At 74.1% G+C, this 25,507-nt stretch carries 22 protein-coding genes and 2 pseudogenes; 18 read left to right on the top strand and 6 right to left on the bottom strand.

Annotation, left to right across the window (positions count from 1 at the left end):
• Both AB0G74_RS29875 and AB0G74_RS29880 read left to right on the top strand, forming a co-directional pair.
• Nucleotides 1–218 (top strand): annotated as a pseudogene (locus tag AB0G74_RS29875) (hypothetical protein); the annotation flags it as partial.
• Nucleotides 219–392: 174 nt separating this feature from the next.
• Entirely contained in the window at nt 393–1,505 is a 1,113-nt protein-coding gene (locus AB0G74_RS29880) for a DUF6183 family protein (protein WP_361152496.1), read from the top strand.
• Between the two features lie 100 nt (nt 1,506–1,605).
• Here the strand turns inward: AB0G74_RS29880 and AB0G74_RS29885 are convergent, their stop codons facing one another.
• Together AB0G74_RS29885 and AB0G74_RS29890 are read right to left on the bottom strand one after the other, a co-directional pair.
• A complete protein-coding gene (locus tag AB0G74_RS29885) occupies nt 1,606–3,720 on the bottom strand; it encodes an MMPL family transporter (RefSeq protein ID WP_361152498.1) in 2,115 nt (704 codons plus the stop codon).
• A 116-nt stretch (nt 3,721–3,836) separates the two neighbouring features.
• Nucleotides 3,837–4,340, bottom strand: a complete 504-nt coding sequence (locus AB0G74_RS29890) for a MarR family winged helix-turn-helix transcriptional regulator (protein ID WP_361152546.1) — start codon at nt 4,338–4,340, stop codon at nt 3,837–3,839.
• A gap of 288 nt (nt 4,341–4,628) precedes the next feature.
• Between AB0G74_RS29890 and AB0G74_RS29895 the strand changes: the two genes are divergently transcribed.
• From AB0G74_RS29895 to AB0G74_RS29905, 3 genes and pseudogenes are all read left to right on the top strand, one after another.
• Nucleotides 4,629–5,024, top strand: a complete 396-nt coding sequence (locus AB0G74_RS29895) for a hypothetical protein (RefSeq protein ID WP_361152500.1) — start codon at nt 4,629–4,631, stop codon at nt 5,022–5,024.
• Nucleotides 5,025–5,384: 360 nt separating this feature from the next.
• Nucleotides 5,385–6,212 (top strand): hypothetical protein, encoded by an 828-nt coding sequence (locus AB0G74_RS29900; protein ID WP_361152503.1) that lies wholly within the window; start codon nt 5,385–5,387, stop codon nt 6,210–6,212.
• 8 nt (nt 6,213–6,220) lie between these two features.
• Nucleotides 6,221–6,556, top strand: a pseudogene (locus AB0G74_RS29905) (serine/threonine protein kinase); the annotation flags it as partial.
• 515 nt (nt 6,557–7,071) lie between these two features.
• On the opposite strand, the gene AB0G74_RS29910 reads toward AB0G74_RS29905, so the two are convergent.
• On the bottom strand, nt 7,072–7,812 hold the full coding sequence (locus AB0G74_RS29910; RefSeq protein ID WP_361152505.1) for a peptidase E: 741 nt from the start codon (nt 7,810–7,812) through the stop codon (nt 7,072–7,074).
• A gap of 184 nt (nt 7,813–7,996) precedes the next feature.
• On the opposite strand from AB0G74_RS29910, the gene AB0G74_RS29915 reads away from it, so the two are divergent.
• Nucleotides 7,997–8,359 (top strand): zinc ribbon domain-containing protein YjdM, encoded by a 363-nt coding sequence (locus tag AB0G74_RS29915; protein ID WP_361152508.1) that lies wholly within the window; start codon nt 7,997–7,999, stop codon nt 8,357–8,359.
• Between the two features lie 468 nt (nt 8,360–8,827).
• Nucleotides 8,828–10,369 (top strand): alpha/beta hydrolase, encoded by a 1,542-nt coding sequence (locus AB0G74_RS29920; protein ID WP_361152511.1) that lies wholly within the window; start codon nt 8,828–8,830, stop codon nt 10,367–10,369.
• Between the two features lie 133 nt (nt 10,370–10,502).
• Here the strand turns inward: AB0G74_RS29920 and AB0G74_RS29925 are convergent, their stop codons facing one another.
• Nucleotides 10,503–10,916 carry a hypothetical protein gene (locus tag AB0G74_RS29925; protein WP_361152514.1) on the bottom strand — a complete coding sequence of 138 codons (414 nt, stop codon included), beginning with the start codon at nt 10,914–10,916 and terminating at the stop codon, nt 10,503–10,505.
• Nucleotides 10,917–11,125: 209 nt separating this feature from the next.
• Entirely contained in the window at nt 11,126–11,920 is a 795-nt protein-coding gene (locus AB0G74_RS29930; RefSeq protein WP_361152516.1) for a MarR family transcriptional regulator, read from the bottom strand.
• Between the two features lie 229 nt (nt 11,921–12,149).
• Between AB0G74_RS29930 and AB0G74_RS29935 the strand changes: the two genes are divergently transcribed.
• The 9 genes from AB0G74_RS29935 (at nt 12,150) to AB0G74_RS29975 (ending at nt 23,207) form a co-directional block, all read left to right on the top strand.
• On the top strand, nt 12,150–13,346 hold the full coding sequence (locus tag AB0G74_RS29935) for a cytochrome P450 (RefSeq protein WP_361152519.1): 1,197 nt from the start codon (nt 12,150–12,152) through the stop codon (nt 13,344–13,346).
• Between the two features lie 62 nt (nt 13,347–13,408).
• Nucleotides 13,409–13,600, top strand: a complete 192-nt coding sequence (locus AB0G74_RS29940; protein WP_361152521.1) for a (4Fe-4S)-binding protein — start codon at nt 13,409–13,411, stop codon at nt 13,598–13,600.
• A 455-nt stretch (nt 13,601–14,055) separates the two neighbouring features.
• Nucleotides 14,056–15,771, top strand: coding sequence for an NlpC/P60 family protein (locus tag AB0G74_RS29945; RefSeq protein WP_361152523.1), 1,716 nt, complete (start codon nt 14,056–14,058; stop codon nt 15,769–15,771).
• Between the two features lie 270 nt (nt 15,772–16,041).
• On the top strand, nt 16,042–16,596 hold the full coding sequence (locus AB0G74_RS29950) for a hypothetical protein (RefSeq protein ID WP_361152526.1): 555 nt from the start codon (nt 16,042–16,044) through the stop codon (nt 16,594–16,596).
• Between the two features lie 65 nt (nt 16,597–16,661).
• Nucleotides 16,662–17,240, top strand: coding sequence for an isochorismatase family protein (locus AB0G74_RS29955; protein WP_361152528.1), 579 nt, complete (start codon nt 16,662–16,664; stop codon nt 17,238–17,240).
• Nucleotides 17,237–18,199 carry an acetylglutamate kinase gene (argB, locus tag AB0G74_RS29960; RefSeq protein WP_361152530.1) on the top strand — a complete coding sequence of 321 codons (963 nt, stop codon included), beginning with the start codon at nt 17,237–17,239 and terminating at the stop codon, nt 18,197–18,199. Before AB0G74_RS29955 ends, argB begins: the two co-directional genes overlap by 4 nt.
• A 341-nt stretch (nt 18,200–18,540) precedes the next feature.
• Complete coding sequence (locus AB0G74_RS29965) at nt 18,541–19,965, top strand: lysine N(6)-hydroxylase/L-ornithine N(5)-oxygenase family protein (RefSeq protein ID WP_361152533.1); 1,425 nt, start codon at nt 18,541–18,543, stop codon at nt 19,963–19,965.
• 3 nt (nt 19,966–19,968) lie between these two features.
• Nucleotides 19,969–22,746: a condensation domain-containing protein gene (locus tag AB0G74_RS29970; RefSeq protein ID WP_361152536.1), complete on the top strand. Its 2,778-nt coding sequence runs from the start codon at nt 19,969–19,971 to the stop codon at nt 22,744–22,746.
• Nucleotides 22,747–22,991: 245 nt separating this feature from the next.
• Nucleotides 22,992–23,207 (top strand): MbtH family protein, encoded by a 216-nt coding sequence (locus tag AB0G74_RS29975; RefSeq protein WP_358829104.1) that lies wholly within the window; start codon nt 22,992–22,994, stop codon nt 23,205–23,207.
• Nucleotides 23,208–23,220: 13 nt separating this feature from the next.
• Here AB0G74_RS29975 and AB0G74_RS29980 read toward each other — a convergent pair whose 3' ends face one another.
• Nucleotides 23,221–23,694, bottom strand: a complete 474-nt coding sequence (locus AB0G74_RS29980; RefSeq protein ID WP_361152539.1) for a GNAT family N-acetyltransferase — start codon at nt 23,692–23,694, stop codon at nt 23,221–23,223.
• A gap of 76 nt (nt 23,695–23,770) precedes the next feature.
• Here AB0G74_RS29980 and AB0G74_RS29985 point away from each other — a divergent pair, with 76 nt between their 5' ends.
• Nucleotides 23,771–24,034, top strand: coding sequence for a phosphopantetheine-binding protein (locus AB0G74_RS29985; protein ID WP_358829102.1), 264 nt, complete (start codon nt 23,771–23,773; stop codon nt 24,032–24,034).
• A gap of 66 nt (nt 24,035–24,100) precedes the next feature.
• On the top strand, nt 24,101–25,447 hold the full coding sequence (gene entS, locus AB0G74_RS29990; protein WP_361152542.1) for an enterobactin transporter EntS: 1,347 nt from the start codon (nt 24,101–24,103) through the stop codon (nt 25,445–25,447).
• The last annotated feature ends 60 nt before the right edge of the window (nt 25,448–25,507 follow it).

The raw sequence follows: 25,507 nt of genomic DNA on the forward strand, positions 1-25,507 counted from the left end.
CCGTAACAACCATCCAAATCCACCGAGCAGACGGACACACGACGATCATCTCCGGCGGCGAGGACGGCACCCTCCGCCTCTGGAACCCCGAGACCGGTCGGGAGATCGAGGTTCCGGCGGTGCTTCCCTGGCCGATCGACGCTCTCGCCCGGACCGGGGCGGATCAGATCGTCGCGGCGTCCGGATCGGAGGCGGTCGCCCTGGCGATCCGCAACTGAGCCGGTTCGATCGCCGGGAGCCGGACTTCCCGGATCCGCTCGCGCACATGGCTCCTTCGCCCCGCATGGCGGACGGGGCGAGGGCGGCGTCGGCCGGCCGTACCGGTGCCGCCCGGTCCCGTACGGTCCGGGCCGCCGCCGATGCCCTGCCCGGGGGTCGTAGGGTGACGGATCGTGGACGATGACGCGCGTGAGCTGGAACGACTCGCCCGGGAAGAGGTCGAACCCCGGGCACGGCAGGGGGACCCGGCATACGGGCGGGAGCTGGGCGCGCGGCTCGCCGCGGGGCTCGCGGCGGCCCGTGAGCAGGCGCGGACGTACGAGCGCGGCCTCGCCGGGGTGGTCCGGACGCTCGCGCTGACCCCCGGCCGGGAGAGCGTGACGCAGTTGCTCCGGCTGTTCGTCGAGCACGCGCCGTCGGCGGCTTCGGGGCCCGGGGCGCGGCTCGTCGCCTCCTTCCTCGCGGACGCCCAGCGGCCCGAGGATCTGGCCGAACTCGTCTTCGAGCATGCGGGGTCGGACGGGCTGGACGACCTGCGTGGCTGTCTCTTCCACGAACTGCTGCTGCGGGGCGTCGACATGGAGTCCTCGTGGCCGCTGCGGAGCTGGCCCCTGGTGCGGCCGGGTTGGCACGCCCTGTCGTGGCTGCCGCCGGAACTGCGGCTGATCGAGACCGGCGCCGCCTTCCCCGGCTGGACGCCCAGCACGTATACGGGCGCGTCGTGGGACGGCCTGGGTTCCGAGGGCCGGGTGGATCCGCCGACGCCCCGTACCGCAGGTCGTCTCGCCCTGCCGGACCTGGCCACGGTCGACGTGCACGAGGCCATCACCGCGGCGCCCGCCACGGGCGAGTTCGGCGCGTACGGCGCGTGGGTGTTCGCCCTGGACGCCCCGGTCGCCCCGGAACGGGTTCCAACCCTGATACCGGCTCTGCCGATGGCCTGTGTGGAAGACCTCGGTCCCACGGCCCGGTTCGAGATCGCCCGCAGTCCCCTGGACGAGATCTGGAGCCTCCTTTTCACCACCGCTTCTTTCGGGGGCGTCTACGGCGGGGCCGCGTACGGGGCCTTCGGTCGCTGGGCGGCGTGGCGGTCCCTGGCGGGCCTGTCCGGTGCCCCGGGCGATGCGAGTGTGGCGGAGGTGGAGCGCCGCGCGGAGCGGTGCGTCTGGTTCCGGTTCGAGTGCGACGCGCCGTGGTTCCACAACGAGATCCACGACTACGGAATCGTCGCGCTCTCCCCCGATCGGCGCGGGGTCGCCGTCCTGGCGGCGACGGACACGGACTGAGGAGGGAGACCACCGGCGCGGCACGACGCGGGCCGGTGGCTCCTCGGCCCCGGGCGGTGGTGTGCCCGGGGCCGGGTCCGGCGGGTTCCGGGTGGACCGCCTACCGTTCGATCCGGCGGAAGCCGGCCGGGCCGCCGGGCCACCAGGCGCGCTCGTCCAGGCTGCGGACCAGGGCGGGGACCAGCAGGGAGCGGACGACCAGAGTGTCCAGGAGGACACCGAACGCCACGATGAAGGCGATCTGGATCAGGAACGCCAGCGGGATCACCCCCAGCGCGGCGAAGGTCGCCGCCAGCACCACCCCGGCCGAGGTGATCACCCCGCCGGTCGCCACCAGTCCGTGCCGCAGGCCCTCGCGTGTGCCGAGGCGGATCGACTCCTCGCGAACCCGGGACATCAGGAAGATGTTGTAGTCCACGCCGAGCGCGACCAGGAAGACGAATCCGTACAGCGGAACCGAGGCGTCTGTGCCGGTGAAGCCGAACAGGTGGCTGAAGACCAGGTTCGCGACGCCGAGGGTGGCGAAGAAGTTCAGCGCGACCGTCGCCACCAGCAGTAGCGGCATCAGCAGGGAGCGCAGCAGCGCCATGAGGACGGCCAGGATGATCGCCAGGACGACCGGGACGATCAGGGCCCGATCATCGGCCGCCGTCCGCTGGGTGTCGATCCGCTGGGCGGTGACGCCGCCCACCAGCGCGTCGGCGTCGGGCACCGCGTGGACGGCGTCCCGCAGCGCGGCCACGGTCCGTTCGGCCGCCTCGCTGTCGGCGGGGTCGGCCAGGGTGACGTCCAGCCGGACCCGGCCGTCGGCGATCAGAGGCGGGCCGCCCGGGGCACCACCGGCGGTCGTCGGGAGGACGGAGGCGACGCCCGGCACCTCGCGGGCGGCGGCGGTGACCGGCTCCAGGGCGTCGGCGCGGGCGACCACCACGGCGGGGCTGCCGGAGCCGCCCGGGAAGTGCTCGCCGAGGACTGCCTGCGCGGTCACGGAGGGCGCGTCGCCGACGAAGGTCTCGTCCAGGGGCACTCCGCGCGAGGCCAGGTTCGGGGCGAAGGCCGCACAGACGAGGAGCGCCGCCAGGGTGACGGCCCAGACCCGGCGCGGCGCCCGGTCCACCAGGTCGGCGATCCGGCGCCAGATCCGGTGCGACCCCGTCCCCGCCGCCGGTCCGTCCCGGTGGGGACGGGCGGGCCAGTAGGCCGCGCGGCCGAGGAGGACGAGTACCGCGGGGAGGAAGGTGAGGGCCGCCGCGACCGCGCAGACGATGCCGATGGCCCCGACGGGCCCCAGCGCGCGGTTGTTGGTCAGGTCGCTCAGCAGGAGCGCGAGCAGTCCGAGGGCCACGGTGGCCGCGCTGGCCAGCACCGGTCCGGCCGTACGGCGCAGGGCGGCCCGCATCGCCGCCGTACGGTCGTCGCCCCGTTCCAGTTCCTCGCGGAATCTGGCCGTCAGGAGCAGCGCGTAGTCCGTGGCCGCCCCGATCACCAGGATGGAGAGGATCCCCTGGACCTGGCCGTCGACCCGTACGATCCCGCGATCGGCGAGGGCGTACACCACGGCGCAGGCGAGGGCGAGCGCGAAGACGGCGGCCACGATGATCAGCAGGGGCAGCAGGACGCTGCGGTAGACCAGCAGCAGAATGACGAGCACCGTCGCCAGGGCCACGCCCAGCAGCAGACCGTCGATTCCGGCGAAGGCGTTCTTGAGGTCCGCCTGGGCGGCCGCCGGGCCCGCGAGATGGACGGTGGTTCCCGGGGCCTTGCGGGCCTCGGCCCCGATCTCGTCCAGCGCGTCCGCGAGGCCGTCGTCGAGGTCGGTCCGCAGCGGTACGACGGCCCGCAGGGCGCGGCCGTCGTCCGAGGCGAGGGCGGGGGACGGTGTCCCGGCGAGCAGGGGTGAGCCGTCGATTCCGGCCAGGGCGTCGGTGGCGTCCGCGCGCGCCGTCGGCGGCAGCGGGCCGTCCCCGCGGGCGGTCCAGACGACGACGAGCGGCACGGCGTCGCTCTGCCGGAAGTCCTTCTGCATGTCGATGACCCGGGTCGACTCGGCGGTACGGGGCAGGAACGCGGCCTGGTCGTTGGTGGCGACCTCGCCGAGCTTTCCGGCGTACGGGCCGAGCATCCCGCCGACGCCCAGCCAGCCGACGAGGAGGAGCAGCGGGATCAGCAGCCGGGCGGCGCGGGAGGAGCGGTCGGGGTGGGCGGTTCTGGGCATGGAGGACACATCCGCTGTCTCGACGGGGCGACTGACGGGCTGATTATCTTGATGGAATGAGACATTCGGATCGTAGGTCACGCCGGTGACCCCGGTCGCACCCGCCCCGGGCTCCGTCACACCGCCGGGCTCGGGGGCTCCTCCAGGCGGGCCAGCTCCTCACTGAAGGCGGCCAGAAACCGCAGCACCACGTCGAGTTCCTCGTCCTCGAACCGGCCCCGCGCCCGCTCCCCCGCCACCGCCAGCGGCCGGAAGAAGGCCCGCGCGGCCAGCCGGGCCTCGTCCACGTACTCGACTCGGACCACGCGCCGGTCCGTCTCGTCCCGGGTACGGCGGATATGACCGGCGCGCTCCAGCCGGTCGAGACAGGCCGTCACGGCGCCGGACGTCAGCCCCAGCCGCGTCCGCAGCATCCCCGGGGTGACCGGTTGCTCCGCGTCCAGGACGGCGGCGAGCGCGCTCACATCCGTCGCGTGCAGTCCCTGGGCCGTGGCGAAGGCGTCCGTCAGCCGGTTGATCTCACCGTTCACCCGCCGCAGGGAGACGGCCAGCGCTCTCAGCCGCTCCGAGGCCGCCGCGCCACTGTCGTTCTCGCCGTTCACGCCCGTCACGCCCTTCACGCCCTTCACGCCCGGCAGCGTACCGGCCCGCCGCGGGGCCGCGTCGGCTCAGGTGGGGGTCGGCGGGGGCGGCCACCCCCGCGTTGTCGACGAGCGGATCGGTCCCGTCGTACCGGGCCGGGATCAGGGCCGACCGGCTCCTGCCGGGAGAGGTCCGGCACCACCGATTCGGCGGACCGGTCCGCGGCCCGGTGGGGAACGGAGGCCGTGCGGGAGTCCGCGGTGCTCCGTCCGGCCCTTCGGGGGAACGGGGGGTTTGCCTTCCGGGAAGGGGGCGAGACGAGTGACATGACTGCTTCCGAGAACACCAGCAAGAGCACGTCCGGCACCACCGTCCGCGGCGGTTCGCAAACCGCTGCCGGGAACGGCGCGGCCGGTGAGCGAACCACCCACGGCTCCCACTCGCCCCGGAACGGGTCCGGGAACGGCGGTGAGCCCGCGAAGGCCCTCACCGTGCTGCCCGCGCCCCTCGCGGAGAAGACCCTGGCCGCCACCCGGGCGGTCCGCGAGACCCTCGGCGACGGCGGCGGGCTCCGGGCCGCCCTGTCCAGCCGCAAGTCGCTGACCACCGGCGGTACATCGGCGATCTCGGTCGCGGCGGTGACCGGCGCCTACTTCCTGGGGCGGCGCGCGGGGCTGCGCCGACGCGGCCCCCTCTCCCGGCTCACGGGCGGCCGGATCTGACCCGCCGCCCGCACCGGACGGCGGAACGGCCGCGCGGTTCGACCGGGCCCGGCCGCCGGAGGGAATCCCCGGGCGGCCGGGCGCGGGAGGACGGACTGTTCGACTCCGACCGGAGCGCGGCCGTCGTCCACAGGATCCGCATCGGCCGGGCCGGCTCCACCTTCTTCGCCGAGCGATGGAGCCTCGTCGCGGACACCCGGGGTGTCGGCATCGTGACCTCGACGCCCTGGGTGTGCCGTCCGCAGAGCCAGGGGATGTCGACGGCCCCGGGATGTCGCGGAACAGCACCGTCCGCCGGTGCCCACAGCCTAGGGTGGCCAGGGCGTCGAGGAGAGACGGTGAATCTCTGTGACCGGTCGCTTGCCCTTACCCGCGGGCCGCTTCGTCTGGCCCCTGACCCTGGCGACCGTGCTCGTGGCGGGCTGCTCCGGCACCGCGAAGAGCCCCGGAGGGACGCGGGAGCGCAGCGCTTCGCGGAGCGGTGAAGCCGACCGTACGGGCGCCGGAGGCCGCACCGGGACCGGAGCGGCGGCCGGGGCGGCGGAGACTTTCCGGCCCGATGCCGCCCGGCTGCCGGAGACCCGGGCAGCGGCGCGTGATCTCATCTCACGCGTCATCGCCGGACCCGACAGTTTCGGGGCCCCGGTGGTGAGGCGGAGCCCGTACGAGAGCGATCCGGCGACCTGGCCCGTACTGGGCGAGAAGTGCGACTGGCGGCAGCGGAGACCGGCGGACAGCGTGCTGGCCACCCTCACCCGGTCGTTCGAGGTGCCCGCGGAGCGGGGGAAGGGGCCGCTGCGACTCACCGCCGTGGTCACCGTCCACCGCAGCGACCAGGACGCGGCCTGGGAGATGGCGGAGTCGATCGAGGAGTCGATGCGCTGCCCCACCCAGCGATTGCGCGCGGGGGAAACGATCAGTTCCCTGGTCTCCGCCGCGCTCCTGCGCGGCGAGATGGACCAGACGAACTCCGATGACGCCCTCACCGAAACGGGGCGATACCACAGCTCCGAACTCGGCGGACCCCACTACTACTCCTGGCATCAGGGACGGGTCCTGCGGTTCACCTTCGCCGTGTCGGGCAAGGGGGCGAAGGGGCGCACCGATCGCGAGGTCGATCAGCTGACCGTCCAGGCGTACTCCACCATGCTGGTCCGGCTGGGATCCGCCGTCGGGAAGCGGGGTTGAGGCCGCCGATGGACGCACTGCGACCGGGCGACCCGGCGCGGATCGGCGGCTACCGGCTCCTGGGCCGTCTCGGGGCGGGCGGTATGGGGGTGGTCTACCTCGGCCGTACCGACTCCGGGGCGCTCGCCGCGGTCAAGGTGATCCTGCCCGAGTACGCGGGGGACGAGGGCTTCCGGGCCCGCTTCCGCCGTGAGGCCGAGGCCGTCCTCCGGGTGGACAGCCCCTGGGCCGTGCCGGTCACCGGCGCCGGGACCGAGGGCGAACAGCCCTGGCTGGCGACGGAGTTCGTGCCCGGGCCGACGCTCTTCGAGGTGGTCGCAGGCCGGGGGCCGCTGCCGGTGCGCGGTCTTCGCCCAGGCGTACGCCGACCCCGCCGCCCTCCCCACCGGCCGCGCCTTCACGGCCGCCCACCGTCGGCACTTCGGCGTACCACCGGCCACCTGGACCGCCGAGGCGTATGACGCGCTCGGCCTGATCGCCCGCGCGGCCGGGACCACCAGCGCCTCGGAGGAGGTACGCGACGGCATCACCCACCGGCTCGTACGGACGGAGCACCGGGGCATCGTACGCACCCTCGCCTTCCACGCCACGACCCGCGCGGTCCGGTACGACAACGGCATCTTCCTCTACCGGATCGAGAACCGCCGCGCCCGCTTCCTGGGCCCGTACAAGGAGGTGTGAAGCACCGCCGCACGGTGCCGGTCCGGCCCAGGTGACGGTTCGTCACATCATCACGCCGGGCGGAACGCCGTCGCAGTTCCCTGCCGCGTCGCCGATTTCGGCGACCCAGCCTCCGACCCGCGGCTCGGCACGGTAGGTGCCCACGCCCGGCGCCGGACCGGGCGTGGACACGCCCTGATCAACGTCCGGAAGTCGCCAGCCTGCGAGGTTCGATACGTTCCTCCACCGCTTCGGAACCATCGAGTGTGACGATGTAGGCGCCCTTGCCGGGGCGTTCCGTCACCGCCTCCACCAATTCCGTTCCGCGGTACACCAGACCGACGCCGTCGTCGGTGCAGTGAGCGGCGGGTATCGCCCCGGTCGCCACGAGTCGGTGAGTCAGCGGGCGCCTGCCCTCGTCGGAGTCGTAGTGCACCCCGTTGCCGTACGGCAGAAAGCCGAGCGCATTCGTGACCGGGCGCAGTTCGGGGCCGAACGAGTCGGTCGCGCCGCCCTGGAACCAGCAGAGGGAGCCTGCGCTGACTCCGCTCAGTACGACACCGGCCCGCCAGGCGCGGTGCATGATGCGGTCCAGCCCGTGCGCCCTCCACACCGCCAGCAGATTGACCACGGAACCGCCCATGACCCAGACCACGTCGTGGTCGAGCACGGCGCCCTCGATGTCCTCGACATTGGGCATGGGGAACAGGTGCAGAGGCGTCAGATCGAATCCCGCTACCCGCGCGGCCTCGGCCATACGGGCCGTGAAGTGCTCGGCGTCTCCGATGGCGGTGCCGACGTACATGATGCGCGGGCGTCGGCCGTGCACTCCGGAGAGGTCGACCGCGTGATGCACCAGACCATCGAACAGCACCCTGGTCCGTCCCCCGGCTCGATGCCCGCCGGAGGTCGCGAGAATGGTCGGTTCCACTATCGTCATGACCATGACCGTATCGGTCGGCCTCTGACGAACACGGGCCGCTCAGGTTACCGAGCGGCCGCGAGGACGTCGGCGGGCATCCTCGTCGTACCGCTCGGCGCGGGAGCGGTATCCGGAATGGCTGTCCGATGAGCCCGGGGCCCGTAGATCACTCTCCCCTATTGAACTGAAATATACTGATGTGGTGAGTGAGAATCTTCCGCCCTGCCCCGAGTGTTCCAGCGCCTACACCTACGAAATGGGTGCGCTCCTGGTGTGTCCCGAGTGCGGCCACGAGTGGTCGCCGGCCGCCGGGGGCGGCGGCTCCGAGGGCGAGGACGGTGCGGGGCGGACGGTTCGTGACGCGGTGGGCAATGTCCTCGCCGACGGCGATACCGTCACCGTGGTCAAGACCTTGAAGGTCAAGGGCAGCCCGACCGGGATCAAGGCGGGGACGAAGGTCCGCAACATCCGGCTCGTCGACGGCACCGACGGCCACGACATCGACTGCAAGGTCGACGGTTTCGGCGCGATGCAGCTCAAGTCCAGCGTAGTCAAGAAAGCCTGACCAGCCCCGAGACCTCTCCGGCCCACCGAACCGCTCTCCCCCGTAACTCCGTCGCCGGGCGGCAAGGCGGCGTGGCGCGCGCATCGGCCTCGCCGCCCGCCCCCGCCCGTGAGCAAGCTCCGGGCCATTCCCGCGGCGCCTCGCCCCGTGGGCACATTTCGCGCCGTTTCCGTGCCGCGGCGGTCGTCCGCCGCCGGAACGAGCCTGATCGGAAGCAGCCGCAGATACCCGGGCGTACGGCGCTCTCGCCCCGTACCGCCCCCGGTCCGGCGCCTTCGTAGATCGAATTTCGGGACGGGCAACTCCCTTTCGGCCAAGGCCCGTTACTCTGTGCGCAGTTTCACGGTCCGTCCCTCCGGGCCTTCGCACGGCACCACCCCCCATTTCCCGGTACCCGCCGTCCGGCCGACCGCTGCCCGCGGGCCGCCGACCGGCGGGTTCCGGCCATCAGCTAGCCGGAGGCACCCCATGCGCCTAAGACGACTGATCACTCCCGCGATAGCCCTGGGACTCACCGCGGCGCTCTTCCCCGCCGCTCCCGGCGCCGCCGCCACCGCGTCCCCCGCCGCCCCCACCGGCCGGACGCTCACCTGGGGCACCTGCGGCCCCGACCTCCCCCCGAACGTGGAGTGTTCCGTACTCCCCGTCCCGGTGGACTACCGCGACCCGGGCAGCCGGACCATCGGGATGGCCGTCTCCCGGATCAAGGCGGCCGACCCCGCCAAGCGCCGCGGTGTGCTGCTGTTCAACCCCGGCGGGCCGGGCGGGCCCGGACTGTTCTACCCGCTGTGGATGGCCGAGACCCTGCCCCGGTCGGTGACGGACCAGTACGACCTGATCGGCTTCGATCCGCGTGGTGTGGGCGCCAGCAGTCCTCTGGCCTGCGGGACCACCACCCGCGACGAGCGGCTCACCTTCCGCCCCTACCGGGACGCCACCTTCGCCAAGGACGTCGCCTGGGCTCGCGACCTCGCCGCCAAGTGCCGGGCCATCACACCCGACATCGCGCACTTCACCACCCGTAACACCGCCCGTGACATGGACCGGCTCCGGGCCGCCCTCGGCGAACGGCGGATCTCCTACTTCGGTCTCTCCTACGGCACCTATCTGGGCGCCGTCTACACACAGATGTTCCCGGAGCGCGCCGACCGCTTCGTCCTCGACAGCGCCGTCGACCCGAAGCGGGTGTGGCGGGGCATGGTGCAGAACTGGGCCTCGGAGGCGGAGCCCGCGTTCCGCCGGTGGGCGCGGTGGACCGCCGAGCGCTCCTCGACGTACGGGGTCGGCGACACCCCCGCCGAGGTGACCCGGCTCTTCTGGGAGCTGGTCGAACGCGCCGACCGCACCCCCATCGACCTGGGCGGCCACCCGTACACCGGGGCCGAGATCCGCGACTGGATGCGCTGGGACATGTACCGTCCGGCGCTCGGCGCCGCGTTCCTGGTGAAGTTGCGGGACGCCGCCGCCGGTCTGCCCGTCGAGCCCCAGCCGCCGTACGTCCCCACCGACAATGACCTCGCCGCGTATACCGCCGTGACCTGCGGTGACGTCCGCTGGCCGACGAATCCGGCCCGCTACCGGGCCGACAGCCGCCGCGACAGCGCCCGCTACCCGTTCTTCGGCGACTCGGTCTCCAACATCGTGCCCTGCGCCTTCTGGGAGCGGCCCGTCGAGCCCGTGACCCGGGTCGACAACAAGGTGCCGACGCTGATCGTCCAGAACGAGTGGGACTCGCAGACCCCGCCCGTCGCCGCCCGGGGACTGCACCGGGCCCTGAAGGGCTCCCGGCTGGTGTACGTCGAGGAGGGCGAGGGGCACGGTGTGTACGGCCGTGGAACCAGCGGTTGCGCCGATTCTCTCACCACCCGCTATCTCGCCACCGGCGAACTACCGGCCGCCGACGTGACCTGCGCCCCGGAGCCGGCTCCGGCGGCCACCGCCCGGGGCACGGCACCCGACACCGCGCCCGCGCCGCGGCCCGGCCCGCGCGCCCCGTTCGGCGGGCGCTGACCGGTTCGGCAGCGGCAACGGCCCACGGGCCACCGCGACCGGTACGTACTGGTCGCGGTGGCCCGTGGTCAGGGCACGGTTCGGGAGTGCGGCGCTCCAGGGGGCCGATCGGCGGCGGACGGGTCCTCCCGGGTCAGACGGTGAACTCGTCCGTGATCAGCGTCCCGTCGAAGTCCGTGATCACGGTGACGTAGCCGTAGTGCACATCGGTCGCGGGAAAACTGGTGAGCCTCCAGGGCGCGTCGACCACTCCGGGGCCGCACGGCAGGTGACCGTAGCCGTTCGGCATGGCCACGGGCATCATCTGGAGCGCGCTGAAGCTGACCGGCACGGTGGTACCGGCCGGCGCGGTACAGGTGTAGATCCCGAAGACGGTGAGGGTGCCGAAGATCGAGGGGTGGACCGGAGGGTCGACATCCGCCCCCTGCACATCCAGGGACTTGACCGTCTGCGGCTGGGCGGCGGCACCGGGGGCGGTGACGCCCAGCACGGCCAGGGCGGCGGCGGCGAGCGCCGCCGCGCGGCGGGATCTTGAGGTCAGGCTCATGACATTCCCCTGATCGGTGCGGGCCTGTTCGGCCGTACGGTTGAGGAAGTCCAGAACTACCGGCGCCCGGCGGCGGCCGACAGTCGCACGGTACGGCGCGCGGGGGCAGAGCCCCACACGGAGGGCGCCGGTCACGGAATCGCCGAACGCCACCCCGGAGCAGGCGCCGTCGAATCACGGACTCGGCAGGCGCTCGTGCGGGGTGCTCCCTACGCCGGTACGGGCGGGCCGGCCTGCGAGCCGGGGGGAGGCGGGTCCTCCGGTGACGGCGTCGGCGCGCCGGGTCCGGGGGCGTCCTCGGTGCCGTCGGCCGTGGTCTGCCAGCGGCGGCGGGCGGATCGCAGGACGTCGTCGCCGAGTTGTTCGAGGAGTCGGCCGGTGACCGCGAGCCTGGCCCCGGCGGGGGTGTCGGTCCCGAAGGTGTCCGCGCCGCGCAGTGCCGTTCCGGCGAGGCGGCGCCCCGCGCGGACGACCACCACCACCGACCGGAAGCCCGCGTCGTCGTCGAGGTAGTACCGGTGCCTTCTGCTCCGGCCGTCGTAGCCCCGGCGGATCAGGGCGCATTTGTTGAGGAAGCCGACCGCCTGCGAGACGGTCGCGGCGCTGACCTGGAGTCGTTGCGCCAGCTCACCGGCCGTACAGCTGCCGGTTTCGGAGGCGTAGAGCCAGGCCAGTACACCTGCCGCGGTACGGGGCAGGCCGGTCTCGACCAGGGCCGCGCTGAACTCGGTCACGAACGCCGCCGCGGCCCGGGGGTCGGGGTCGCCGCCGTACCGTTCGGGCGTCGACGGTGCCGGGCGTGGTCTGCGCCGGGCGCGGCGGGCCGTCGCGTACTGGGCCAGTTCCGGGTGGTAGCGGCCCGGTCCGCCGTTGCGGGCGACCTCGCGCAGCACCGTCGAGGTGGGGCGGCCGAGGCCGCGGGCGATCGCGGTGAGATCCAGGCCCCGGGTCAGTCCGTCGGCGATGCTCCGCCGCTCCGCTCTGGTCAGCCTGCGTCCCGGCATGCGGCCGTCTCCCTCGGTGCGGTCGTCGAGCGGTCAGTATCCGTGCGGGAGGCGGCCGTTGCAACGCACTGACTGTCATATGCATTAACGGGCAGGGTCATTGCAATCGCCGAATCCCGTTCGACCAGCGGAAACCGGGGAATTCCGGGGAAAGTGCCGTTGACCGTCGCTCAGGAATCTCCTTAACGTCCGGAGCAGGTGATCGTTCACGAAACCGAGAGGTGACACCATGGAGAAAATCGCCGTCGACCTCCCCACCGAACGCCCTCGGGGCTGTCCCTTCGATCCGCCCTCCGAGCTGACCCGGCTCGGTACGGAGGCGCCGATCGCCCGATTAACCTTCCCGGACGGACACGAGGGCTGGCTCGCCACCGGTCACGCCACCGCGCGCCGGGTACTCGCCGACCCCCGGTTCAGCGCGCGGATCGAACTCTTCCACTCGCCGTTCCCGGGCCCGCAGCCGATGGAGCCGCCCGCCAAGCCCGGTGTCTTCATCAGCATGGACGCACCGGAGCACACCCGTTACCGGAAGCTGCTGACGGGCCGGTTCACGGTCCGCCGGATGCGGCAGCTCACCGAGCGGATCGAGCGGTTGACCGCCGAACACCTCGACGCCATGGAGCGGCGCGGCGGCCCGGCCGATCTGGTGACGGCCTTCGCCCAGCCGATTCCCGCGATGGTGATCTGCGAATTGCTCGGGGTCCCGTACGAGGAGCGGGAGAGTTTCCAGGCCGATGTGGCGAAACTCTTCGCGGACAGCGCTTCACAGGAGGAGCAGTACGAGGCGTGGGACGCGGTGAACGACTATGTGCGCCGGCTGGTCACGGCCAAGCGCGCCGCGCCGACCGACGATGTGCTGAGCGAGTTGACGGCCGGCGATCTGACCGATGAGGAGATCACCGGAATCGGCGCGCTGCTGCTCGCGGCGGGGCTCGACACCACGGCCAATATGATCGCGCTGGGCGCCTTCGCCCTGCTGCGGCATCCGGACCAGTGGGCGGCGCTGTGCGCGGAGCCCGGGCTGGCGGATTCGGCGGTCGAGGAGCTGATGCGCTATCTCACCGTCGTACCCCACCTGTCGCGGGTGGCGATGGAGGATGTCGAACTCGACGGCGAGCTGGTGCGCGCCGGTTCGACCGTGGTGCTGGCGGCGTCCGCCGCCAATCGTGATCCGGCACGGTTCACCGATCCGCACACCCTGGATCTGCGGCGGAGCTCCGTCGGCCATGTCGGGTTCGGCCACGGAGTCCATCAGTGCCTCGGTCAGCAACTGGCCCGGGTGGAGATGCGGGTCGCGTTTCCCGCCCTGGCGGCCCGGTTCCCGGGGCTGCGGCTCGCGGTCCCGGCCGACGAGGTGCCGCTCCGCGATCCGTCGTCGGCCGCCACGATCATCTACGGCGTGACGGCGCTCCCGGTCACCTGGTAGCCGACCGCTGGTGTCCGGTACGGCCGCGCCGGGGCCGGTGCGGCCGGAGAAGGGAGAATGCCATGAAGATCACGGCCGACCGCGAGGTCTGTGTCGGGGCCGGGATGTGTGTACTGACCGCGCCGGACGTCTTCGCCCAGGACGACGCGGAGGGGCTGGTCCGGCTACTGGTCGCCGACCCCGGAGGGCCGGCGGCCGAGGCGGCCGTACGGGCTGTGCGGTCCTGCCCCTCGGGGGCGATCCGGGAGGAGTGAGTCGCGCGCCGCCGACGGCGACATGCCGACGGGGCGGCTGTCCGCCGGAGGCGGTGTGGAGCCGTGGGAAGCGTGTCCGGGCCGGGGATCCGTCGTGGACGGGCGGGTTCCCGGCCCCGGGGCCTTCGGTGACGCCTCGTCAGTCGGGAGGACCGGCGGCCTCTCGGAGGGGGTCGGCCGGGCCCGTGCGACGGCCGCTCCTTCCGGGGTTACCCCGGTTCGGGGGCGGTCGTGCCTCCGGCGCGGCCGGTCCGGTCGGAGGGGCGTACGGCGGGCGGCGGCTCGGGTCCGCCGAGGGGCGGCCGGGCCGAGCGGGACGTAGGGGTCGCCGGGGCGGTGCCCTCCGGTTGCCGGAGACCGGGACGGAGTCGTCACCGGGTGATGGGGACAACTCGCGGGCGGCTCGGCGATCATCGGGTATGGCCATCAGCTCAGGCGCTTCCCGCCGATCCTTTGTGACCGCCCTTGGTGCGGGAACGATCCTGCCGTTAGTCGGACCGTCGCCGGGCGCCGTCGCCGCGCCCCGGCCGACGGCGGCCGGTGGCACCGCCGCGTTACCGCCGCCGGAGGTGACGGCCGGTGCCTCCCGGACCTCGGTGGCGGTCGCCGCGTACGATCCCGCCCGCTACACCCGGGCCGCCTCGGGGGCGCTGACCGTCTCGGACCTGGGCGGAACACCCGCCCGGACCGGGGTCGTTCACGAGGGGGAGCAGCTCGCCGTCCTGACCCGGGGCTGCCGTACCGTCGTCCTGACCGGGCCCGAGCGGACCTTCCGGGAGGACAAGCGCCCCCTCGACGACACCTTCCCGCGGGCGATCGCCCAGGGCGGCTGGGGTCTCTCGCCCGGCGGGGGCGGCTGGGACACCGCCAACGGGGAGCCGTCCGACTACTCCGTCGTCCAGGGCGCCGGGATCGTGTCGATCGTCCGGCAGCGCCCCGGCAGCCGCCATCTCACCCTCAAGGACGACCGGGTGGCCGATCTCGACGCCGTGATCACAGGGTCGTTCGGTGCCGGTCCGGCGGACGCGCCGCGCTCCCTGGCCCTCACCTTCGGATTCCAGACCGTCAGCCGGCACTGCCGGGCCCGGCTCGCGTTCACCGCAGCCGGGGCGGTGACGCTCCGGCTGGAGAAGGCCGTCAGCGCCACGTCGGTGGTCTCCCTGGCGACCGCTTTCCCCGTCTCCGACAGCGCTCCGGCGGACTCCTCCTGGTCCGTGCGGGTGGAGCGGACCGGGACCACGATCCGGGCCCGCGCCTGGCGGGCGGATCTGCCGGAGCCCGTCCTCTGGCAGGTGGTCGCGGAGAACGAGCCGCTCGTCGTGGGACGGATCGGGGTACGGGCCGACGCCGACAGCACGACCACCGACACCGAACTGCGGATCAGCCGGGTCCGGATCCTCGCCGCGACCTGGGACACCCCGGTGACCGTCAGCCACCGCTCCTGGGTGCGGGTGCTGCCCCAGCCCTTCGACGGCACCTGGAGCGCCGGGGTGGAGGAGCGGGTCCGGGGCTGGCTGGGCTCCACCGCGCCCGACGCCCTCGGCTACGGCTGGCACTTCCTGCCGGGCGCGCCCCGGGTCGCGTCGTACCGTACCGGGCCCCCGGAACTGGGGGCGCCGGTGCTCGGCACATCGGAGTACGGACCGCCCCAGCCGGGCGGCGCCCGGGACGAGGGTGCCGACTTCCACGAGTACATGGGGGTCGACTGGACGTTCGGCCGGGTTCCGTCGGGGACGCTCACGAAGACCGCCGATCCCCGGTTCGCCGGGGCGCTGGACTGCTCCGGCTACATCCGGATGGTGTTCGGCTACCACCTGGGCGTACCGCTGGCGCACGAGAGCGACCACACCTCGCCCGGTCTGCTGCCGCGCCGGTCCGCGGATATGGCGGTCCGGGCGCCGGGTGCCGTGATCGCGCAGTCGGCGGCCGCTCCCCCGGCGCTGACCGGGCTCCAGCCCGGCGATCTGGTCTTCTTCGACGCCGAGACCGATACCGGGGATGTGATCGATCACGTGGGGATGGCCCTGGGGACGGACACCGCGGGCGTCCCGAGGTTCCTCTCCAGCCGTAAGACACCGAACGGGCCGACCGCGGCGGACCTCGGCGGGGCGTCGGCGCTCACCGGTACGGGGACGTACGCCACGACCCTGCGGACGGTACGCCGCCTCTGAGCGCGCCCCGGCGCCCCGGTCCGCTCGTCCGGCGGCCGTTCGCCGGGCCCGGTGGGACCGCCGGGCGGTCACCGCCGGACGCCCCGGGGACAACCCAGAGTCCAAAGATCTCCAACCGTCTTTCCGGGGTTCGGCGATCGGTGGCCCCGGGGCGGACGGGGCGGGTGCGCACCGTCGATTCTTCCGGTCATGCACGAATGACCGAACGGAGATGTCATGTACGAACACTCGGCCGACCGCGACGGGCCGGCCGGAAGGGGGCGGGGCGCCGTGCGGACGTCGGCGGAGGCGGCCCGGATCGTGGGCTGGCTCGCCGCCAGGGACGAGGCGGAGCGGGGACTGCGGGAGGCGGTGGGACGGCCGCCGAGCCAGCGGGACGACACCGTGGACCGGATGGCGGAGGCGTTGCGGGCGGCGGCCCTGGGGCTGGCGGAGCCCGCGGTGGCGCTGGCGGCTGGGGTGCCGGAGCGGCTGCTGCGGAGATGGCGGGAGCAGGATCCGGCGTTCGGCGCGGCGATGCGGGCGGCGGAGGAACTGGCCGCCGGGCACGGGGTGGCGGCCGGGGGCGAGCCGACGGCGGCGATGCTGCGGGTGGTGCTCGACGGGGTGCTGAGGGGTCTGCCCTGTACGACGGCGGCGCGGGTGGCGGGATTCTCGGTGCGGCGGTTCAACCGGCTGCGGCGGACCGGGCCGGGGGCGAAGCTGCTGGCGGCGGCGCTGCGGCAGCGGGCCGGGACGGTCGGGGGCCGCGGCTATCGGCTGGTGCGGCTGGACGATCCCCTGTTCTCCCCGGAGCTCTCCGCCGACGACGACAGGCCAACTTAGGTTAGCTTTACCTAAGTAGCCATTGAGCGGCGACCGGCCGCTCCGCCCGAGGGAGACCTCCGGTCATGAATCTTCCCCCCGCCACGCCCTATCCGATGCCCGCGGCCTCCGCGCTGCCCGGCTCCGCCCACGACTGGGCCCTCGAACCCGAACGGGCCGCACTGCTGATCCTCGGCATGCAGCCCCGCTTCCTCAGCGCCTTCCCCGCGGCCGCCGAACCGGGCGCCCGACTGCTCGCCCATACCGAGGCACTGCGCGGCGCCGCCCGGGCCCGGGGTGTCCCCGTGGTGTTCGGATACGCCCCCGGCACGAGCCCCGGACCCGGTGACGGCGCGCCGATACCCCGCCGGGGCGACCATGTCATCACCTACGTACGGGAGAACGCCTTCCTCCGCAGCCATCTGGGCCGGGTGCTCGCCGCGGGCGACCGCGACCAGCTGGTGATCTGCGGACTGTTCGCGGCGGGCGGGGTGCTCCTCACCGCCGCCGACGCCCGGATGCGCGGGATGCGGCCGTTCGTCGCGGCGGACGCCGTGGCCGACACCGATCCCGACGACCACGCGCTCGCCCTGCGCTGGACCGCCTCCCGCTGGGGCGTCGTCCGCACCACCCGCCGTCTCGTCGAGGAAATGGAGAACCCATGACCGATCTGACCGATCCGCGGCATCCGCGGCCGAGGACCGTGATCGAAGCCCTGCCCTGGCTGGAACGCCATCGGGAGCAGATCGTCGTGGTCAAGTTCGGCGGCCACGCCATGGTCGACGAGGGGCTCAAGCGGGCCTTCGCCGCCGATGTCGTCTCCATGCGCTACGCCGGACTGAGACCGGTCGTGGTGCACGGCGGCGGACCCCAGATCAGCGCGCTGCTGCGGCGGCTGGACCTGGAGGTGACCTTCGCGGCCGGACTGCGGGTGACCACCCCCGAGGTGATGGAGGTGGCCCGGATGGTGCTGGCCGGACAGGTGCAGCGGGAGCTGGTCGGGCTGATCAACGAGCACGGCCCGTTCGCGGTCGGGATGACCGGCGAGGACGCCAGGACGATGACGGCGGTACGGCGCCCGGCGCTGGTCGACGGGCGGGCCGTGGACATCGGGCAGGTCGGCGAGGTCGTCACGGTCGACCCGGACACGGTACGGGGGCTGCTGGACCGGGGCCGTATCCCGGTGGTCTCACCGATCGCGGCCGGGGCCGAACCGGGCGACACCGGGGTCTACAACGTCAACGCCGATCTGGCCGCCGCCGCGCTGGCCGCGGCGCTCGGCGCGGAGAAACTGGTCGTCCTCACGGACGTCGCCGGTCTCGTACCGGACTGGCCGCACGGCACCGAGGTGGTGCCCCGGCTGACGACCGGCGAACTGGCGGCGCTGCTGCCGACGCTGGACGGCGGGATGGCGCCCAAGATGGAGGGGTGCCTGCGGGCGGTCCGGGGCGGGGTCGGGACGGCGCACGTCCTGGACGGGCGGGTACCGCACTCCCTGCTGCTGGAGGTGTTCTCGGACGAACCGCCGGGAACCCGGATCGTGCCGGGACCGGAACCGGTGACCGCGGGACCGGCTCCGGCCCGTCCAAGCCCGGGACCGAACGCGTCCAACACATCGTTCTGAAAACCGGCCGCCCGGAGGATCCCCCGCGGTCCTCCGGGCGGTCTCGCGCCGGGGGCGGCCGGCACCCGGGACCGTCGCCCGGTCCTCGGCCGCCGCGCCCCGGCGATCCCCGCGGCGCCTGGTTCCGGCCGCTCAGGGGCGGTCGGCGCCGGGGCGTACGGGGCCTCGCCGACGCCGCCGCGATATGCCTCCGCCCTCCCCGATCCTCCCTCTGATCAGGTGCGTTGGCGCACAGTTGGGCCTTCGATTCCGCAGCTGAGCGCACTTGACACTCCCTGAACGATCGGTGATGTTAGGCCAGCCTTACCTAAGTAGCCGGGTGAGTCCGAGGAAGGATGGGCATGTCCGCACCACACGCGCACGCCGGGTCCGGGGAGCCGTCTCCAGGAGTTCTGGATCTGGTGGGCATCGGCTTCGGCCCCGCCAACCTGGCCCTGGCGATAGCCGTCGCCGAGCACAACGCCGCGAGCGCCGCCCACGACGGGCTGAGATCGGCGTTCATCGAGCGGCAGGATCGTTTCAGCTGGCATCCCGGCATGTTGCTGGAGGGCGCCACCATGCAGGTGTCGTTCCTCAAGGACCTGGTCACCCAGCGGAATCCGAGCAGCCCTTACAGCTTTCTGCACTATCTGCGGGAGCACGGGCGGCTGGCCGACTTCATCAACCAGAAGACGTTCTTCCCGACCCGGGTCGAATTCCACGACTACCTCCGCTGGTGTGCCGAGGACTTCACGGCCCAGACCGTGTACGGCACCGAGGTCACCGGGATCCGGCCCGTACCGGACACCCCGGGCGACGGCCCGGTGGACGTCCTGGAGGTGGCCTGCGGCCCGGCCCGGGAGCCCGGCCGGGACCGGGACCGGCCGCTGCGGACCCGCAATGTGATGCTGGGGACCGGGCTGCGGCCCCGGCTGCCGGAGGGGGTCCGGGCCGGGCCGCGGATCTGGCACAACTCGGAGCTGCTGCACCGCACCCGGGCCCTGACCGGCCCCCTGAGGCACCGGCGGTTCGCCGTGGTGGGGGCGGGCCAGTCGGCGGCCGAGGTCGCCGACCATCTGCACCGCGCCTTCCCCGGCGCCCAGGTGTGCGCCGTCTTCACCCGGTACGGGTACAGCCCGGCGGACGACAGCCCGTTCGCCAACCGGATCTTCGACCCGGAGGCCGTGGACGCCTTCTTCGGCGCCCCGGAGGAGGTCAAGCGGGGGCTGCTCGACTACCACGGGAACACCAACTACTCGGTGGTCGACGGCGAGCTGATCGAGCAGCTGTACCGGACGGTCTACCAGGAGAAGGTGACCGGCACCGAGCGGCTGCGGATCCTCAACGCCAGTGAGCTGACCGGGGTCGCCGAGCAGCCGGACGGGGTCCGGGCCACGGTCCGCTCCCTGCTGACCGGCGCCACGGAGCCCCTGCTCTGCGACGCCGTGGTGTACGCCACCGGTTACCGGGCCGCCGATCCCCGGGAGTTGCTCGGCGCGCTGGGCGACGAGTGCCTGACGGACGGTCAGGGGCGGTTGCGGATCGGCCGGGACCACCGGATCGCCACCACGTCCCGGGTCCGGGCCGGGATCTACGTCCAGGGCGCCGCCACCGAGCACAGCCACGGCATCACCTCGTCGCTGCTGTCCACCCTGGCGGTACGGTCCGGCGAGATCCGTGACTCCCTGCTGCTGCACGGCGCGGAGCGGGCCGTACGGGCCGACCGCGCACCGGACGGTCCGCCGCCCGAGCCCGCCGCCGTCCTTCCCGCCGGTCATCGGAGCTGAGCCGTGACCACCACCTTCCCTCCCGGCGCCCCCTCCCCCACGGCCGTCCCCCCGGCCCCGGCCGCCGCCCCCGGCGAGTCCGGTCCCGGGATCCCGCTGACGGCCGCGCAGGCCGAGTTCCTGGCCGCGCAGACCGCGGCGCCCGATTACGCGGGGCACAACGTCGGCCAGTACGTGGAGCTGATGGGCCCGGTCGACACGGAGGCGCTGCGCGACGCCGTCGCCGACGCCCTCGACGAGGCCCCCTGGCTGCGGTTCCGGCTCACCCGGGGGCACGACGGGCCCCGGCAGACCCCGGTACCCGCCACGGGCGGGCCCCGGCGGCCCGCCGTACTCGACACCTCCGGCGCCGCCGATCCGGTGGCGGCCGCCCTGCGGCTGGTCCGGGGGCAGCTGGCCTGTCCGCCGAGGCTGGATCTGCTGGCCGCGCCGCCGGGCCCGGACGGGGTCCCCGATCTGGCCGGGAGCGTCCTGGTCACGGTCGGCCGGGACCATCATCTGCTGGTGCAGTTCTGCCATCAGCTGGCGGTCGACGGACACGGTCTGGCCCTGCTCAACCACCGGGTCGCCGAGCTGTATTCGGCCGCCGTGCGCGGCCGGGCCGCCGGTCCCTCGCCGTTCGCGCCGGTGACGGCGCTGGTCGAGGCCGAGAGCGCGTACGCGGACTCCGCCGAGCGCCGGGCCGATCTGGCCGCCTGGACCGGGCGGCTGGCGGGGGCCGCCCGCCCGGGCCCGCTGCGCGGCCGGGGCGCGCCGCCCGCCGACACCGCCGTCCGCCGTACCGTGGTCCTGCCGTCGGCGGCGACCGCGGCCGTCGAGGGCGCGGCCCGGGGCGCGGGCGTGACCTGGGGCGAGGCCGTGCTGGCGGCCACCGCCGCGTTCACCGCGGCCCGGACGGGGGCGCCGGAGGCGCTGCTCGCCGTCTACGCGGCGGCGCGGACCGCGCCCGGCACCCTGCGGGTGCCATCGGCGGCGGTGAACATCCTGCCGGTACGGATCGCCGCCGGGCCCGCCGACACCTTCCGGGATCTGCTGGCCCGGGCGGCGGCCGAGACCGCGTTCCTCCGCCGCCACCAGCGGGTGCGGGGGTCCGAGGTGGCGCGGGCGCTCTGGCCGGAGCACCGGGGGCACCGGGTGCCCGGAACCCTGGTCAATCTGCGGCCCTTCGAGACCGAACTGGACTTCGCGGGGGTCCCCGGCCGGGTGGTGAGCCTGGCGTCGGGCCCGGTGGACGAGTTGGCGATCAGCGCGTCCCGTACCCCGGAGGGGCTGCTGCGGCTCGATCTGGACGCCAATCCGGCGCTGTACCGGCCGGACGAACTGGCGGCGGAGGCCACCGGTTTCGCGGCCCTGCTGAGCGACTGGGCGGCCCGGCCCGAGGAGCCCGCCGCGCGGATGACCGGTGTCCTGGCGGGCGGTCCGGCCGGGGGCGGGGTACGGGCCGCGGCGGAACCGGCCCGTACGCCGCCCGCGCCCGCCGGGGACCGCGAGCGGGGGCCGGTGACCCTGCTGCCCGCCGCGTACCGGCTGCGGGCGGCCCCCGGCCCCGCCGAACGGGCCCATGAGCACATCCTGCTGCGGGTTCCGGCCGGGCTGCGGGCGGCGCCGCTGCGGCGCGCCGTCGGCACCCTGGCCCGGCGTCATCCGGCGCTCCGGCTGGCGCTGCACCGCGCGCACGAGGTGTGGAGCCAGGAGGTGCTGGCGCCGTCGGCGGCGCCCGCCGTGACCGATCCCGGCACGTTGCGCCGGTATCCGGTGGCGGATCTGGATCCGGCCGGGCGGGACGCGCTGACGGCCCGGGCGGCCCGGGCCGCCGGGGAGTCTCTGGATCCGGCCGGGGCGCGGGTGTTCCGGGCGGTCTGGTTCGACGCGGGACCGGCCGAGCCGGGGCGGCTGCTGCTGGTGGCGCACGCCCTCTCGGTGGACGACGCCTCGTGGCAGCTGATCGCGGACGAACTGCCGGTGCTGTACGACTGGTTCGCCGGTTCGGGGGCCCGTCCGGGCGCCCTCGGCGAGCCGGGCGGTCTGACCGGCTGGGCGGCGGAGCTGGCGACCCGGGCGCAGTCGCCCGAGCGGGTCCTGGAGTTGCCGTACTGGACGGCGCAGGCGTCCGGGCCCGCGCCCCGGGCCTGGCCCGCGGTGGCGGGCGGACACCGGCTGAGCACGGTCGTCGAGGTGCCGGGGCCCGCCGGGCCGCCGGGACCGCATCCGGTCGACGTGGCGCTGCTGGGCGCGCTGGCCCGGACCGCCGCGGGCCGGGCCCGGCTGCACGACGGCGCCCGGCTGGCGGTGGAGCTGGAGCTGCCGCGCCCGGCGGCGGCCCCGCGGACGGCCGGACGGCTCTCCACGGTGCACGGCGTACGGCTGCCGCTGGATCCGGCGGGTCCCGAGCCGGTACGGCGGCTGCTGGCGGAGGCGCCCGACGGGGGCCGGGGCCAGGAGCAGTTGCGTCATCTCAATCCGCAGACCTCCGTACGGCCCCAGGGTCCGGCCGGGCGTGGTGTCGCCTATCGGCGGCGGCACGCGCTGACCGGTCCGAAGTCCGCTGCCGGCTGGGGTCCCGCCCCCGCCGGGGAGTGGCCGGGCGCCGCCGCCGGAGGCGGTGAACCGCCGCTGGCCGGGCCGGTGGAGCTGACCGTCACGGTGGCCGCCGCGCCCGGCGGCGGCTGCCGGGCGACCGTGGACTGGCGCTGGTCGGCGGCCCTGTTCGACGCCGCCGAGGCGGACGGGCTGACGCGGGCCACGACGGCTCTCGCGGCCCGGTTCGCCGCGTCGGGCTGACCGCTCCGGCCCGGGCCCGCCTCGCCTCCGGGGGCGTTGTCACCGGGGGCGTCCGGGCCGGGGCGGGGGCCGGTGGGCCCCGGGGCCGTACGCCCGGCGCCGGGCGCGGCCCGTGAACGGCGTACGGCGACCGCCGCGACGCCGTGGAAACACCACGGGGGCACCGCTCCCCCGACGACACAGACCCATCACACCGCACGACCGGCGCAGATCGCCGGAGCGACCGAAAGACCGAGGAGATTCCGATGGCCACCAACCCCTTCGAGGACGACGAGGCCGGCTACTTCGTACTCGTCAACGACGAGAACCAGCACTCGCTCTGGCCCGCCTTCGCCGCGGTGCCGGACGGCTGGCGGATCGTCCACGGCGAGGACACCCGGCAGGGCTGTGCCGCCTATACCGAGGAGCACTGGACGGATCTCCGCCCCGCCGGCCTGGTGGCCGCCGAGGCGGAGCGCTGACCGCCGCCGGGTGTCACAGCCTCAGTTCGTAGACGCGTGAACCCCGGGCCGGGTCCAGGGCCGCCGCCCACGCGGCGGGGGCCCGTTCCGGCGCCACGGGGGCGAACCCGTTCCGGAGGAAGAGCCGGGCCGGGCCCGTGGTCGCCGTGAACAGCCGGACCGCACCGCCGTGCCGGGCCCGGTCCAGCGCGGCCCGCAGCAGGGCCGAACCGATTCCCCGGCCCTGACTTCCGTGCGCCACGCAGAAGTTGTGCAGCACGGCCCCGTCCCTTCCCTCGTCCCGTACGGCCACGCAGCCGGCCGGGCTTTCGCCGGGGGCGCCCTCCGCGAGGAGGAACTCCCCTATGCGCGTGCGGTAGTGGGCGAGGGGGCGGGGGCGCAGCTCTCCGGAGGCGACAAAGGTCCGGGAGAGCGCGAAGAGGGCCTGTACGTCTCCCTGGCGGGCCGGTCTGACCGGCCCCGCGGGGAGCTCGACGACTGAGATCACAAAGATTAGGTTAGCCTTACCTAAGTGACTGGTGAGGTCGGCCTTCCCCGATTCATCAGAGGAAGTAATCGCTGACATGACCGCATCCGCCGCCGCTCCCCTGCCCGCCGGGCCGTTCGCCCTCGACCGACTGCTGCAGGACGTCACGGACGTGCTCTGCGCCGAACCGGGCGAGATCGACCCCGACGAGAACCTGCTGGACCAGGGCCTCGACTCGATCCGGCTGATGTCGCTGGTGTCCCGCTGGCGCGCGGAGGGCGCGGAGATCGCCTTCGTCGACCTCGCCGAGCGCCCCACCCTGCGGGAGTGGTCGGTTCTGCTCGCGCCCGCCGCGCCCTGATCCGTACGCACACCCCGTCCGGCCCCTGCCCGTCCGTCGATCCGTCCCCCTCTCCCGGAGTGCCCCGTGCCCCTGCGCGACCTCGTCATCGACATCGCACCGCTGCGCGACTCACCCGACTTCCGGGCGGTCTTCACCGCTCGTCTGGTGTCGTTGTTCGGCCTCGGTATGGCGTCCGTCGCCCTGGCCGCCCAGGTGTGGGACATGACCCGGTCCACCTTCCAGGTGGCCGTGGTCAGCATGATCATGAGCATCTGCGTACTGCTCGGCTCCCTCTGGGGCGGGGTGGCGGCCGACCGCACCGACCGGCGGACACTGATCGTCCGGGCCCGGGGCGCGGCGGCGCTGGCCTTCGCCGGTCTCGCCGTCAACGCCTTCCTCCCCGAGCCCACCCTGTGGGCGATCTGGCTCTGCGTCGCCTGGGACGGACTGGCCACGGGTGTCAGTGTCACCGCCCTGATGGCCGCCGCCCCCACCCTGGTCCGGGACGACCAGCTGCCGGCCGCCGCCGCGCTGGTCTCCCTCACCGGTGAGATCGGCTCCATCGGCGCCCCGTTCCTGGGCGGTGTGCTGCTCGCCCTCTGGGGTCCGGCACCGGTCTACACCGTGGCCGCCGTCACCACCGCCCTCACCACCGCCCTCGTCACCCGGGTCAGGTCGCTGCCGCCGGGCGGCGCGGATCCGGATACCACCGACGATGGAGACGACGCCGACGACGGTACCGAGGACTCCGGTTCCCTGCTCGACGCCTTCCGGTTCGCCGTACGGAACCGGGTGGTCGGCGGACTGCTGCTGCTCGGCGGGGTCACCGCCCTGTTCAACGTGCCCGTGGTGCTCTTCCCCGAGATGGTGGACCGGACCTTCGGCGGCGACGAGGTGATGCTGGGGCTGCTCTACTCGGCGCCCGCCGTCGGCGCCGTCCTGGTCTCCGCCACCAGTGGCTGGCTCTCCCGGGTCGCCCGCCCCGGACGGCTGCTGCTGATGGCCGCCTTCACCGGTGGCGTGGCCACCCTCGGCTTCGGTCTGAGCGGCACGCCGGCCGTCGCGTTCGCCCTGCTCGCCGTCGGCGGGGCCGCCGGTACGGTCTACGAGATCCTGGAATACGCGCTGGTCCAGCACCACACACCGGACGCGATGCGCGGCCGGATCGTGAGCGTGATCACCACCCAGGGCACCACCGGCGGCATCGTCGGCGATGTCGAAGTGGCCGCCGTCGCCCGCTGGTTCGGGCCCTCGGGCGCCGCCGTGATCAACGGCGCCGTCTGTATCGCCGCCGCCGCGGCCGTCGCCCTGGCCGTCCCCGGACTGCGCCGGGCCACCCTGCCCAAGGCCCCCGGGGCCGACGACGACGCACCGCCGGACGCCGGTCCGGCCCCGGCCGTCCGGGACACCCCGGCCGCGCCGCGCGGCTGACGCCCCGCCCCGGCCGACGCCCTTCCCCGCCCCCGTCGCCCCGCACCGTACGCCCCGGCC

This window comes from Streptomyces sp. NPDC020875 (assembly GCF_040641415.1).
In the GTDB taxonomy this organism is placed as follows: Bacteria; Actinomycetota; Actinomycetes; order Streptomycetales; family Streptomycetaceae; genus Streptomyces.